Raw genomic sequence first — 12825 nt, 5'->3', positions numbered from 1 at the left:
AATGATGCGTAAAAAACTAGTTATTATATCCATGGTATTGCTCTTATCGGGCGGTTCATTGGTTGCAGCAGACAAACTATTTCAGAAGGTAACGCTCCTTTATAATAATAAGCAATCCACTGACGATGCTGTCGTTGTAGACGATAAGGTTTATATTAGTATTCGTTCTTTAAGCGACACCCTTCAAGCCTTCGTCCAATGGAAGAGCAATGATAAGAAGCTCATTATTCAGAAGCCCAATGTGCATATGTTTCTAATGAACGAGAAGCGAGCTATGTTCGGACAGGTTGATAAAGGCAGTGTTCAGAAATTTTTAGTGCAAGCGCAAATCGATAATTTGAATATGGCGATTTCAGAGTTCAAAGTGACCATTGTTGATCCTAATGATAAGGAAACGACAATCGACAGCCGCAGCCAAGACGATGATGATTTTAAAGAGTTCGTCGAAAAAGACACCTTTTGGTTCAGCTCCAAGCTCGTTTCCTACGATTTCAAAAATGCTGGAAAATACAAGGTACAGTTTTGGATGCAGCAAAAAAACAACGATCCACAGCTCATTTCAGAAAAAATCGTTACTGCAAAATAAATCTTTTTTTCGATTGCCCAAAGGGGGCTGTTCTCATGAACAGCCTCCTTTGTCTATTTCTGCCGCTCTATCTGGAGCAGCAGCTAGGCTGTCTGAATCTACTCTTATTCACGAGTGATATAGATGAGATTTTTCTAATTTATGAGGAGCAAAATGGTGAAATACCGCCGTTTACGGCACTTTAAGCTAGTCCTTGCGATATAGCGCCAAAAGGACAAATCGGTATATTTTACACAACATCCACATAATTAATGAAATTGACTCCATGTATTTAGTTAGAAAGCACTACTGTGGCGTGTTTATATTACAGAAAGAACGGTTTAACGAAGCAAATTGTCAAAAGGTTACATGAGAATTATTAGAAATTGCCACTAAAAGCAGGAGATCATTGAAAATAATCGAATATTTCTCAAAGCAATAAAAAAACTGCCTAATTCCCTATTGGGATACGGGGGAACCACTTTGGGTGAATTGATTCCGACGTTTGAGTTTTTTTCAAACGCCCGAGGAATCATAGGGAGCCTTCAACCGAACCCCACAGCTAACCTCGTCGGCATTGGAAGGAGTTTCACAATTGAAGAAGATTACCGCATTAATCCTGGGTCTCGTTCTCGTGCTCGCTTTTCAAGCGGGAAGCGCTTTCGCTGACTCAAAATTGAACGGAATTGTCAATGATCTTATTGGTACTCCGTACAAAAGCGGCGGAACGTCGTCGAAAGGTTTTGATTGCTCCGGCTTCACGAGCTATGTGTTCGAGAAAATGGGCATTGAGCTTTCACGTACTTCTGGTTCGCAAGCAAAAGAAGGTACAAAGGTCGCTAAGGCTGACCTCATTGCGGGAGATCTTGTGTTCTTCGACACAGTTGGCGGCAATAATAGCGCCATATCCCATGTTGGCATTTACATTGGAGATGGAAAGTTTGTACATTCGTCCTCGAGCAGAGGCGTTGTAACTGACAAACTTAACTCCGAGTACTATGAGGGACGATATGTAACTGCTCGTCGTATCATGGATGCTGATTCATACCAAGCCAACGTTGACGTAAAATAGAGCAACCTAATCCCTCTTCTTGAGGGTTGAACGGGTAGACTCATCTAGCAAAGCCGCAGTTTTTGTCCTCTGACGACAAATGACTTGCGGCTTTGCTGTTTCATTCCAGCTGGAATGCGGCCGTTCAATGTTGCGCTTATGGAAGGAGTTATCACTGATGTATTTGTTTATTCACCGCAAGGATTTGCGTATTGCAGATTTGCGCGCTTTTGATTATTTGAAGAAAAAAGAGAAACAAGGCATTCATTTGCTAATCATAGATCCCGTTATTACAGGAGATGGCCGTTTAACTAGTCATAGCGGCCGGAATTTCATGGCGCAAGCCGCCTCACTTCTGCACAGCTATTCTAATGCAGGAAAGGAACTGCATGTGCTTTATGGTAATCCTGCTGCGATCACCGAAGCACTGCTGCATGCGCATCCCATTGATGAGGTTATTGTTCATACAGACTATACGCCTTACTCACGGCAGCGAGATGAGCAGCTTGGGCTAACCACACGCAGCCTTGGCCGCCGATGGATGTCTATTGCCGATTCACCTCTTGCTGATCTAGATGCTTTCCCGGCATTTGCTCGAAAAATGGAGCCATACAAGGTTTTCACACCCTTTTATCGCAAGTGGAGCAGCTTTATGCTGGAGTGCTATAGCCCAATGAGTGAAACGACGATTCATGAGCTTGCTACCTTAAGCGAAATTAATGCCAAGGTTGCGCAATCCTTCGCTTTGCCTGAATCCGTTTCGCGCGCCCTAGGCGGCACGAACGTGCACGGATCGTCCAAAGGATTATCCAAGCTGGAACGGTTCGTACGAGAACGCCTTGCCTCTTATTCGGAGAGCAGGGACGCTTATGCCGATGATCATACAAGCCAGCTTGCACGTTTCCTTAATACGGGCGCCATCTCCGCCCGCCAAGCCTACGAAATAACCCAAGGGCTTCCGGGGTCTGAATCATGGGTACGGCAGCTGGCATGGCGTGATTTTTATTTATACCAAGCGATGTATCATGATGATTTCTTTCGTTACGAGCAGCTCGCTGATATGTCCAAGCTCTCAGATGCTCATTTAGAAGCATGGGCTGCAGCTGCCACCGGCATTCCAATCATTGATGCGGCCATGACGCAGCTCAATCGTACAGGTGAGCTGCCCAACCGCTTGCGAATGGTAACAGCCATGTTTTTAACTAAAAATCTGCTATGTCCCTTCACGCTTGGCGAACAATATTTCCGCCTTCACTTAAGCGATTATGACAACACGCTTAATCGCGGCGGCTGGCTGTGGTGCTCTTCACTAGGGTATGACGCAGCGCCTTACTTCCGCATCATGAATCCCGCAACTCAGTCGCAAACGCATGATCCTAGCGGCAGCTATATTAGGCGCTGGCTGCCTCATTTGAATCATCTGACAGACAAAGAGATTCATCAGCCGCAAAGCGGTGCCATCGTCGACTTGAAAGCATCACGCGCGCGCGCCATAGAGGTATACAAAACCATTCTTAAATAGCTGAAAGCATTTAAGGCGTGTCTGAAAACCCGTTCAGTGGCACCTTTCACCGCCTTTTCGCCCCCTGCTTCGTTCCGTTTGCTTGACGTACCCCCGGTACGCCTTCACAAATGCGCCTTGCATGGAACGAAAATTCGGCAAAATTTGCTGTCCTCAGAGTTCTCAGACACGCCCTAGAATAACACGTTTAATAATAAATAAACCTCCACACCCGCTTTGAAACAGCGAATGTGGAGGTTTTTTTATAATTTGCAGTTCAGCTAAGCCTTGGATCGTATGCTGTGAACTTGTTTTCTTCCGAGCAGGAGCATCGCCGCTAACAGAAGCAGCAGCAGTATAACTAAGCTGCTTATATACCATAACGTAGATTGCACATTGTACTGATCCATTATCCAGCCAGTCAAACGCGGAAAAATCGCTCCTCCAAGCCCGCCGAATGCTACAAGCAAACTCGTTGTCCTCTCCGTCATACCCGGAATGAGCTCATTGGCATAAACAAGAGCGATACCGAATATACCCGAGAAGAACAATCCGCTAAGTGCGACAAAGGCAAGCATCCAGCTAAGCTGACCCATAACAGCCATTAAAGCAAAAACGACCGAGGCGCCCGCTGTAGCAATAAGCAAGTAACGCGAATAACCCATTCGGTCAGCCAACAGCCCAGCAAACAGACGCCCTAGCACCATCGTTCCCCAGAACAAGCTGAGCACCGCTGCCGCACTGGATTCTCCTACGCCTGATCGAACGATGAGAATAGAAGGCAGATAGTTGGAGAAGCTCATTTCCATTCCTACATAAAGCATAAAAAATAAAGCCGATAACAAGAGAAATGGAAGTGCTTTGCGCGGATAGCCAAAAAAGACAGAACCGCGAGTGGATTGCAATCCTTCCAACTCATTCGAATGGCCTTCCTTCACTTCCGGTGTTCGAGCAACTATACCAAGCTCATCATCCAGCTCTCCAAAGGACATCGTCAGCCAGAGAACAAAGGTGATGCCTGACATCGCTGCCAGAATCGGAAAGGAAACCTGCCATATGCTATGCTGAATCAGATAAGCCGCTGCAATTGGAATCAACAATGCGCCAACGCCAAAAAAGGTTTCCAATCGGCTCATCGCCGATGCCTTGCCGTTTTTCGCCATATCAATAATCATTGCGCCGACGACCGCTTCCGTCATCCCAAAGCCAAGACCCGCAAGCGGAGCAATCGCGAGCATCCAGCCCCATGGCAGCAGCAAACTGTATGCCGCCTCACTGAGCGTCAGTACGCCCATCGCAATCAGTACTGCGCCTCTTTTTCCAACTCTCGAAGTAATAGATGGCGCTAACAGAACACCCACCAGGAACCCGAGGAATTGATTCATAATCCATTGCCCGCCATCTTTATAGGTTAAACCATAATGAGCAATGAGCTGTTCCAAGATAGATCCGCCCACAACATGGGCAACGCCGATGACTAAATATGACAAGCAGCCTAGCCAGATCAACTTCTTCATTTTGATGCTTCTCCTTATTTACGCGCGATCAACGCACGCCTATCTGTTATAATAAACCTATTTCATTCGACATTCGCTCTATTCAGCTACTTTTTTTCAAGCGGAGGTAAAAACAAATGACAAGCCATCAAAGCTCTATTCATTATAATCGAGATGAAGGCGATATGACCATATGCCCGCTCGAAACCGTCCATGCACAGCAACTATGCGGCTGGCGCTACGAGGCTCCATTTGATGTATATAATTGGCCGACTTGGGAGCAAATGAAAAAAGACGAAATCGAATTTGGCGATCCCGTCCTTCGTGCTGCCCAGTATATGGCTGTCCTAGACGCTCAGTCTGCGCTCATTGGGTTCGCGCAGTTTTTTCCTTTAACAGGCGTAACGCGGCTCGGGCTCGGATTGCGGCCTGATCTTTGCGGTAAAGGCCTCGGCCTTGCCTTCACGCGTCTCATTGTCGCAGAGGCAATAAGGCGCACCCCTCAAAACGAAATTGATTTGGAGGTGCTTACTTGGAATACTCGTGCGATGCGCGTTTATGAACAAGCCGGCTTCCATATTACAGACACCTATGCGCGGTCTACTCCCACTGGCTTTGCCGAATGCCATTGTATGGTTTATGAGCCAGCAGCCGCACGTTAACGACGCTGGGCTCCGCGCTCAGAATCCCTCAAATCCATAAGTAAAATAAGACCAGGAGCTGCTAGAACAGATACGGTTCTAATCCATGCGTGAGAATCGAGATCAGTATAGGCGCGCGAAACGATTGCACGTCGATGCTCATTGAGCTGGACGAGATTAGGAACAAAATAGGGACGCCAACACCAGTTGGCACCGCGGTATTGCTCCTCTCGCCTCCAAGCCTTGTCCGCATCGCGATAATAATTGGATGAGAGCTGAATACCGCTCTCATTGCACAAATAAACCCGAATGCAATGCTCGTAAAGCTCGGGAAGCAGCCCCTCTATCCATTCATCCTCATGATCCAGGTAACGCGTCTCTTGAACAAGCGCAACCCACTGCTCTGCCAGCTTCTCCGATTGCCGCTGCCAATAGCGTTCAGTTCCAACGAAATGCAGCAGATGCTGATCAAGCTCCGCTTCAATTAGTGATGCAAAACAAGCAGGCTCACGAAACTCCGGCTCTGCCCTTGCAAACATATAGCCTTGGACGTAACGGGCGCCTGCCTGAATTGCGCGAGCCAAATCCTCCCTTGTCTCCACTCCCTCGACGAGCAGCGAAGCTCCAATTTGCTCTGCTAAATCAGAGAAGGATCGCAGCACACCGAAATAGCCGTCATGAGTCGCGCTTTTCTTAATCATATGAATATCGATTTTGAGCAGGTTGGGCTGAATGTGAGCAATCCGATCCGTATTGCTAAAACCACTGCCTACATCATCGATTGCAATTAAACAGCCCCTTGCCCGGTATATGTCGACAACAGAACGAAGCCTATCCATGGAACCTTGGAAGCTTTCCTCCGTTATCTCTATGACAATTCGTTTCGGGTCGATTCCGTACTTATCAAGCAGCGACAACGTGTAGAGCTCGCCGATCTCCTCATACCGATAAATCCAAGACGGCTTCAAATTAATGAATAACATGGGCTGTTCTTCTTCCATTAAAGCAAGCTTGGAGAATGCCTGCTCCCGCAGTACCCGGTCCACTATAATGTGGTCCTCTTCTGGAATTTGTTCATTGCAGAAGAAAGGTCCAAGACTCCGCACGGAATCACCCTTTACAGCTCGAGCAAGCACCTCGTACCCCATAATGCGTCTTGTATCCATCGCTATAATGGGCTGATAAAATGCTGCCAATGTTTCACCATCTAATTCAAGCGCTTTCGGCAACAGCAACGATGATGAGCACTCATTCATGTCGTTCTCCTCTATGTTAGATCAATGTCAAATTATATGTCATATAGTATTGAATAACATTGTAATAGAGTCGACATTAAATGTAAAGATCCGACAAGAGCATGAAGTTTTATGTCGAATACTTATATCAATCTAATGATTTGTGTCACCTTATCATCCTGTGAAACCTCTATGATGTGATGTTTGCTATTATACGTAATGACACCGCTTCCTACCTCAATGACCGGATTCTCTCCTAGCCCAAAGAAAACATCATCCGCCAAAGCCTCCATCACTTCATGCCGATCGCTTACAGGCAGCTGAGCCCATTCATCAGGCTCCATTTCAAAAAAAGTATAGCTATTCTCAATTTCAGCCACAGCTGCTGTAAAATCCTTCAATATATCTGAATATTCTCTTGCATGTCTTACGCCCATTTGCGTATACCACCTTTGCTATCGTCATTTTTTGTACATATCTCTCTACTATTCTACCGCATTTTATCATTTTTTAACGCATTCGCCTTAAATCATTCCATATACTCTAACTTCAGAATACCCATTTGTCGATAATATAAGAAGTAGAGAAATGTCGAAAATGTATTGGACGGGGTGTATGATGAAAAATTCAACAATTATTGGTTTGGTGCTAGGATTAGTCGCTGTACTTGGAGGCATGGTTTTAAAGGGAGCACACCTGTCCTCTCTTGCAAATCCAGCTGCTTTTATGATTATTATTTTGGGAACTATAGCCTCCGTCATGATCGCCTTCCCGATGTCCGAGCTATCCAAAGTCGGTAAACTATTCAAAATGGTGTTCACTGAGCAAAAGCTGCCTATGCGTGATGAGCTGATTCAGCGCTTCATGGAATGGGCTTCCATTACACGTCGCGAGGGTTTGCTCGCTCTTGAAGCAAAAGTTGACGAAATTGAAGATACATTTCTTCGTAACGGCATGCGTATGATTATTGACGGAAATGACCAAGATTTTGTACGCGATGTTTTACTTGAGGATATTGCCGCAACAGAAGACCGCCACAAAGCGGGGGCACTTATTTTTACGCAAGCTGGTACATATGCCCCTACACTTGGGGTACTCGGAGCAGTTGTCGGCCTCGTTGCCGCACTTGCTGATATGAGCGATATGGGAAAACTCGCACATGCCATCGCAGGAGCTTTTATCGCAACACTTCTTGGTATCTTTACAGGTTATGTATTATGGCATCCTATTGCTAATAAACTGAAGCGCATGTCTAAGAAAGAAATTCAAATCCGTCTTATGATGGTGGAAGGCCTTCTTTCTATTCAATCCGGCGTATCAACGATCGCTATTAATCAGAAGCTATCTGTTTTCCTTACACCTACAGAAAGATTGAAGATGAGGGAAAAGGAGGAAGGCGCCGTTGAGCAGAAAGCATAGACACGAAGAACACGAGGAGCATGTGGATGAATCATGGCTCATTCCTTACGCCGATTTGCTCACCCTGCTGCTAGCACTTTTTATCGTGCTGTACTCCATGAACTCCGTCGACGTAAAGAAGTTTGAAGAAATGTCGAAAGCATTTAGTTTAGCACTCAGCACTGGCAGCGGTATTCTAACCGAAACGTCCGCTGTGAAAAGCGGCGAGGATGACGGGAAGAAGCAAAAAGAAGAAGGCGGCAAGCTTCCCGACAAGGATGTAAACAAAAATCAATCAGATGAAGAGAAAGCTCGCGAGGAACTTATTAAGCAGGAGCAGAAGGATCTCGAGGATCTGAAGAAAAAAGTAGATGCCTATATTAAGAAAAACGGACTGACATCTGATCTTGAGACGAAGCTAAATCTCTCACAGCTGATGATTACGATTAGCGACAACGCATTATTTGCACCGGCACAAGCAACTATTAAGCCTGAATCGAAGGAGCTTGCCGTTGCAATCAGCAAAATGCTGCAGCAGTACCCTGATTATGAGGTCATCGTTTCCGGTCATACCGATACAACGCCGATCTCGACTTACCAATTTAAATCTAACTGGGATTTGAGCTCTATGAGGGCGATTCGTTTCTTGGACGTCTTGCTCGAAAATAAACAACTGAAACCCGAGCGCTTTAGCGCTATCGGTTACGGTGAGTATCGCCCTGTTGCCGACAACGAAACAGTTGCAGGCAAATCCAAGAACCGTCGTGTAGAGGTTTCGATCATCCATACGTACACTGATGTCACGAATGCCCAGCAGTTAAATGTAAAAAAACCATAATAAAAAACCTGAATCAACTCGCCCTAAGCGTGTGATTCAGGTTTTTTTGTCGTTATACGAATGAATACTTCCTGCTTAGACCGGCTCATAACTTAATGTTTCGAATAAAGTCGCCTTCTCAGCTTCACTCAAATCACGCCATTTGCCAACATGAAGACCGCCGAGCTGGATGTTCATAATACGCTGCCGCTGCAGTCTCCGAACATGATAACCGAATGCTTCGCACATTCTACGAATTTGACGATTGCGGCCTTCCGTTAAAATAATGCGAAATACGCGGTCCGTCACTCTTGTTACAACACATGGCAGTGTCATGCTGCCTAGAATATGAACTCCGCTTGCCATTCCTTTTAAGAACGCTTCTGTCATCGGTTTATCTACTGTGACCAAATATTCTTTCTCATGCTTGCCCTCCGATCGTAGAATCGGATTGACGATATCACCGTCATTCGTGAGGAGAATCAATCCCTCCGAATCCTTGTCCAGCCTCCCGATCGGGAAGATACGCTCCTCATGACCAACAAAATCAACAATATTGCCTTTAATATGAAGCTCGGTTGTACAGGTAATGCCTACCGGCTTATTAAGCGCAATATAAACATGATTTTTTTGCTCGCCGATTTTGCGGCCATCGACACGTACATCGTCACCTATTTCAGCTTGGCTGCCGAGCTGTGCCTTTTCTCCATTGATCGTAACACGTCCGCTGTCTACAAGCTTATCCGCCTCACGTCTGGAGCAATAACCTGTTTCACTAATAAACTTATTGATTCTCAAAGCTGCTTCACCCCGTTGTATGTAATGCCAAGTCGGCAATTTTGTCCGATGAATAATATTGAATCATCGATGACTTGCTTGCTGCCTTCATTTGTCCAGCTTGTCCCGCCGCTCTTCTCATTGCCAAAGCTACATCCTCTCCCTTAATCGGCCGATACTTGCGCAGCGGACCAACCATTGCAAATTGCAGCCCTTTCGAAACGACAGCTCCAAACGCTTCACCAGGTCGAGCCTGCGGTCTTTCGCCAAGCAGAAGCGAGGGTTGAAACACTTGAACTAGCGGAATGCTCAGCTTAGCAATCGCATCCTGCAGTTCCCCTTTCACTCTGCTGTAAAATATTTTTGAACTGGAGGAAGCCCCCATAGCCGTCACGATAGAAAATAAAGAAGCATTCGTGCGTTCTGCAAACCGGGCAAGCGTGAGCGGATATTCGTAATCTACTTTGCGGAAGGCTTCTTGCGTCTTCGCCACCCTGATCGTCGTGCCAAGCGTGCAAAATACGACATCTGCATGTACCTGCTCCAGTGTTTGATCCAAATCCTCAAAGGAGATAACGATCATATTCAGTTTGGAGAGCTCATTTGCGCTGCCCAAAGCTTTGGTCTCTAGCGGCCGCCTTACAATAACGGTTACCATCGTCACCAGCGGATCACGAAGCAGCTGACGGAGCAAGGCTGCTCCGATCAAACCAGTAGCTCCTACGAGTAAAGCGCTGTAGCCTGAAGCATCATGAAGCACGTTCCCTTTTTGCCATGAACCATCTACAGAAGATTCCTGCTTCAACGAGAATCCCTCCTCTTACATTTCCGTTAGAAGCCCGATCTGTGCTTATGCTTCCAGTATACCGCTCTCCCGTGTTTCTTTCAAAGCTGGCAGCAGCAAATGTATCGTTGTTCCGACATTAACCTGGCTTTTAATATCCATCGTTCCGCGGTGGCTGTTAATAATACGCTGACTGACCATAATGCCGAGCCCTGTGCCCGTTTCCTTCGCTGTAAAAAAAGGATCTCCAATTTTCGGTATCATATCGTCCGGGATGCCCATTCCTTCATCCGTAATCGTGATCGAAATGTATTCCCGTTTATGATTAATATGAATATGGATTCGTCCACCATTTGGCATCGCTTCAATCGCATTTTTCAGCAAATTAATAAAAACTTGCTTCAATTGATTTTCTTCACATGAAATTAAGCAAGAATCATCGGTTAGAGTAACACAAAACTCGATATTATGAAGAAGTGCCTCACTGTTCATTAACGCAATAACATCTTGCAGTATATCCCGTATGTCCTTGGTGACAAACCTCGTCGCTTGCGGCTTCGCAAGAATGAGAAACTCGCCAACAATGAGATTGATCCGGTCAAGCTCCGATAACATAAGCGTTACGTGGGAAAGCGCCAGCTTCTTGCTCTCCTGCTGGAGCTGCAGGAAGCCGCGAAGCGTCGTCAGCGGGTTGCGAATCTCATGGGCTACGCCTGCAGCTAACTGCCCTACTGTCGTCAGCTTCTCCGACCTTCGCAGCAGCTCTTCCATTTTGTTACGGCTCCTCATGTCTCTTGAAATGCTGGCAAAGGCACGAATCGTTCCGTCCGAATCACGAATTGGCGATATGGTTACACTTACAGGTATCAGCTCTCCAAGCTTCGTCATTCGTATCGTTTCCTGAGCTGGCAGTACTTTGCCCGACAAGATCTGGTTTAACATATCCCTCATCTCTGCATGATGAGAGTCGGGAAGAATAGGATTAATGAGACCAATTGCTTCTTCTTCCTCATAACCAAAGAGCAACTCGAAAGCACGGTTTACTTGAATAACCTTACCATCCAAATCAATAAGATGGATCGCATCGCTCGTATGGTTAATAAACGACTCCAAATGCTCCTTCATCCGGCGGTTCTCCTCAAATGCTCTGCGCAGCTTGTTCATATATATACTTAGATTTTGCGACATCGCATTGACCTTAAGAGCCAGCAAGCCGAATTCATCCTTGCGTTTAATTCGAATCGGCTGTTGAAACCTTGCAGATGAAACCTCGTTAACCTTCCATAATATATCTTTTAGAGGTCTAATCATTACTCCTACCAGCCAATAGCTAATAAAGAGGACGAGCACCATCGATATGCCCGTATAAATGAATGAATCATTTCGCTTCTCCGCGATAAGCTCATTCATTCCCTCACTGTCATAAACGACACTTATAATGTAGTTGCCCATCTGCTTCGTGTAATAATAACTTCTAAAATAGGATTTTCCGTTGATCTCCATCTTTCGAAGCTCAAAACCTGTTTTCTTCACATCGGTTATAATAGATTGATCGCTATTTGAATCCAAATACGTGTAGGTGCCGTAACGAACAGCTGACGTATCTTGCTCAAATACTGTAATTTCATTTATATTTGGATTTAATGTTTTTACGATATCAAAGATATGCCCAGGGCCTGAACGATCCTTCTCCGGAAAGATATAGCCTGAACCTGACTTCTTCTCGTAAGAGGAAAATGTGTTTGCCACATGCATGGAAGTATCGTGCATCGCTCCCTTCGCTTGCTCACGCATGCTTTGAATCATCGAATATTCGCTAAGCATGTGCTGGAATATAAAAAACGTCAAAACGATAAGCGTGATCAAGACTGAGAATTTCATCTTTATTGACAATGAATGACACATCCTTTTACACAAAAACGTTTTTATTAACAACTTATACACAATATTCACAATTACTGTGCACAGCTCTGAATAAATTGTGAGTATTTATGTGTATATCCTGATAGTTATCCACAATGTTATCCACGACATGTTAACAACGGAATATTTGTTCGTTGTATAATGAATAAATAGTAAAGGAGTTATTGTATATGACAAGAGAGCAAGAAGATCAGAAATGGATGCTGGAAGCTATTGAAGAAGCCAAAAAAGCCGAGCAAATTGGAGAGGTTCCTATCGGGGCTGTTATCGTCAGAAACAATGAAATCATCGGAAGAGGCTACAATTTGCGTGAGACGAGGTTTGATCCAACCGCTCATGCCGAAATGGTAGCTATTCGTGACGCCTGCGATCGCATCGGCGCATGGAGATTATTAGATTGTACATTGTATGTCACGTTGGAGCCTTGTCCAATGTGCGCCGGCGCCATTGTTCAATCTCGGGTTAAACGTGTCGTTTATGGAACAAGCGACCCGAAGGCTGGATGTGCAGGGACGCTTATGAATTTACTGCAAGAGCCCCGTTTCAACCATGAAACGGAGCTCACTAGTGGTATTTTACAGCCTGAATGCTCAAACCTGTTGACTCAATTTTTCCGACGGCTTCGAGAGAGATAATA

General features: G+C 45.5%; 14 protein-coding genes and 1 riboswitch. Of the genes, 8 read left to right on the top strand and 6 right to left on the bottom strand.

Going from position 1 to position 12825, the window contains the following annotated elements:
* The first annotated feature begins 1 nt into the window (after position 1).
* From AB4Z17_RS06545 to AB4Z17_RS06530, 4 genes are all read left to right on the top strand, one after another.
* On the top strand, positions 2–586 hold the full coding sequence (locus tag AB4Z17_RS06545) for a hypothetical protein (RefSeq protein ID WP_441912799.1): 585 nt from the start codon (positions 2–4) through the stop codon (positions 584–586).
* Positions 587–621: 35 nt separating this feature from the next.
* Positions 622–771: a hypothetical protein gene (locus AB4Z17_RS06540; protein ID WP_179089944.1), complete on the top strand. Its 150-nt coding sequence runs from the start codon at positions 622–624 to the stop codon at positions 769–771.
* Between the two features lie 232 nt (positions 772–1003).
* Positions 1004–1157, top strand: a riboswitch (cyclic di-AMP (ydaO/yuaA leader).
* Positions 1158–1160: 3 nt separating this feature from the next.
* On the top strand, positions 1161–1637 hold the full coding sequence (locus tag AB4Z17_RS06535) for a C40 family peptidase (protein WP_076271568.1): 477 nt from the start codon (positions 1161–1163) through the stop codon (positions 1635–1637).
* A gap of 157 nt (positions 1638–1794) precedes the next feature.
* Positions 1795–3138, top strand: coding sequence for an FAD-binding domain-containing protein (locus tag AB4Z17_RS06530; protein ID WP_441958838.1), 1344 nt, complete (start codon positions 1795–1797; stop codon positions 3136–3138).
* A gap of 260 nt (positions 3139–3398) precedes the next feature.
* Here AB4Z17_RS06530 and AB4Z17_RS06525 read toward each other — a convergent pair whose 3' ends face one another.
* Complete coding sequence (locus AB4Z17_RS06525) at positions 3399–4634, bottom strand: MFS transporter (RefSeq protein ID WP_441958837.1); 1236 nt, start codon at positions 4632–4634, stop codon at positions 3399–3401.
* Positions 4635–4750: 116 nt separating this feature from the next.
* Here AB4Z17_RS06525 and AB4Z17_RS06520 point away from each other — a divergent pair, with 116 nt between their 5' ends.
* Positions 4751–5275 carry a GNAT family N-acetyltransferase gene (locus AB4Z17_RS06520; protein WP_441958835.1) on the top strand — a complete coding sequence of 175 codons (525 nt, stop codon included), beginning with the start codon at positions 4751–4753 and terminating at the stop codon, positions 5273–5275.
* Here the strand turns inward: AB4Z17_RS06520 and AB4Z17_RS06515 are convergent.
* Entirely contained in the window at positions 5272–6510 is a 1239-nt protein-coding gene (locus AB4Z17_RS06515) for an EAL domain-containing protein (protein WP_441912795.1), read from the bottom strand. The genes AB4Z17_RS06520 and AB4Z17_RS06515 overlap by 4 nt on opposite strands.
* Before the next feature lie 122 nt (positions 6511–6632).
* Positions 6633–6926, bottom strand: coding sequence for a hypothetical protein (locus AB4Z17_RS06510; protein ID WP_076271564.1), 294 nt, complete (start codon positions 6924–6926; stop codon positions 6633–6635).
* 181 nt (positions 6927–7107) lie between these two features.
* Between AB4Z17_RS06510 and motA the strand changes: the two genes are divergently transcribed.
* Positions 7108–7908, top strand: a complete 801-nt coding sequence (gene motA / locus AB4Z17_RS06505; RefSeq protein ID WP_054027115.1) for a flagellar motor stator protein MotA — start codon at positions 7108–7110, stop codon at positions 7906–7908.
* A complete protein-coding gene (locus AB4Z17_RS06500; RefSeq protein ID WP_441958833.1) occupies positions 7892–8725 on the top strand; it encodes a flagellar motor protein MotB in 834 nt (277 codons plus the stop codon). The genes motA and AB4Z17_RS06500 overlap by 17 nt, the downstream gene beginning before the upstream one ends.
* Positions 8726–8800: 75 nt before the next feature.
* On the opposite strand, the gene rluF is transcribed toward AB4Z17_RS06500, so the two are convergent.
* The 3 genes from rluF to AB4Z17_RS06485 are packed head-to-tail and all read right to left on the bottom strand — an operon-like array spanning position 8801 to position 12146.
* Positions 8801–9502, bottom strand: coding sequence for a 23S rRNA pseudouridine(2604) synthase RluF (gene rluF / locus AB4Z17_RS06495; RefSeq protein ID WP_076271562.1), 702 nt, complete (start codon positions 9500–9502; stop codon positions 8801–8803).
* A 7-nt stretch (positions 9503–9509) separates the two neighbouring features.
* Positions 9510–10286 (bottom strand): NAD(P)H-binding protein, encoded by a 777-nt coding sequence (locus AB4Z17_RS06490; protein ID WP_441912792.1) that lies wholly within the window; start codon positions 10284–10286, stop codon positions 9510–9512.
* Positions 10287–10331: 45 nt separating this feature from the next.
* Positions 10332–12146, bottom strand: a complete 1815-nt coding sequence (locus AB4Z17_RS06485; RefSeq protein WP_441958831.1) for an ATP-binding protein — start codon at positions 12144–12146, stop codon at positions 10332–10334.
* A gap of 212 nt (positions 12147–12358) precedes the next feature.
* Between AB4Z17_RS06485 and tadA the strand changes: the two genes are divergently transcribed.
* Positions 12359–12823, top strand: a complete 465-nt coding sequence (tadA, locus tag AB4Z17_RS06480) for a tRNA adenosine(34) deaminase TadA (RefSeq protein WP_441912790.1) — start codon at positions 12359–12361, stop codon at positions 12821–12823.
* Positions 12824–12825: the final 2 nt, after the last annotated feature.

Source organism: Paenibacillus sp. TAF43_2 (assembly GCF_052113545.1).
In the GTDB taxonomy this organism is placed as follows: Bacteria; Bacillota; Bacilli; order Paenibacillales; family Paenibacillaceae; genus Pristimantibacillus.
The sequence above is the reverse complement of the archived record's forward strand: the minus strand, read 5'-3'. Positions and strand labels throughout refer to the sequence as shown.

Bases quoted from the DNA above. Each gene is read 5' to 3' on its own strand.
- AB4Z17_RS06545 (WP_441912799.1), top strand. From the start codon at position 2: ATGATGCGTAAAAAACTAGTTATTATATCCATGGTATTGCTCTTATCG.
- AB4Z17_RS06540 (WP_179089944.1), top strand. From the start codon at position 622: ATGAACAGCCTCCTTTGTCTATTTCTGCCGCTCTATCTGGAGCAGCAG.
- AB4Z17_RS06530 (WP_441958838.1), top strand. From the start codon at position 1,795: ATGTATTTGTTTATTCACCGCAAGGATTTGCGTATTGCAGATTTGCGC.
- AB4Z17_RS06525 (WP_441958837.1), bottom strand. From the start codon at position 4,634: ATGAAGAAGTTGATCTGGCTAGGCTGCTTGTCATATTTAGTCATCGGC.
- AB4Z17_RS06520 (WP_441958835.1), top strand. From the start codon at position 4,751: ATGACAAGCCATCAAAGCTCTATTCATTATAATCGAGATGAAGGCGAT.
- AB4Z17_RS06515 (WP_441912795.1), bottom strand. From the start codon at position 6,510: ATGAATGAGTGCTCATCATCGTTGCTGTTGCCGAAAGCGCTTGAATTA.
- AB4Z17_RS06510 (WP_076271564.1), bottom strand. From the start codon at position 6,926: ATGGGCGTAAGACATGCAAGAGAATATTCAGATATATTGAAGGATTTT.
- motA (WP_054027115.1), top strand. From the start codon at position 7,108: ATGAAAAATTCAACAATTATTGGTTTGGTGCTAGGATTAGTCGCTGTA.
- AB4Z17_RS06485 (WP_441958831.1), bottom strand. From the start codon at position 12,146: ATGAAATTCTCAGTCTTGATCACGCTTATCGTTTTGACGTTTTTTATA.
- tadA (WP_441912790.1), top strand. From the start codon at position 12,359: ATGACAAGAGAGCAAGAAGATCAGAAATGGATGCTGGAAGCTATTGAA.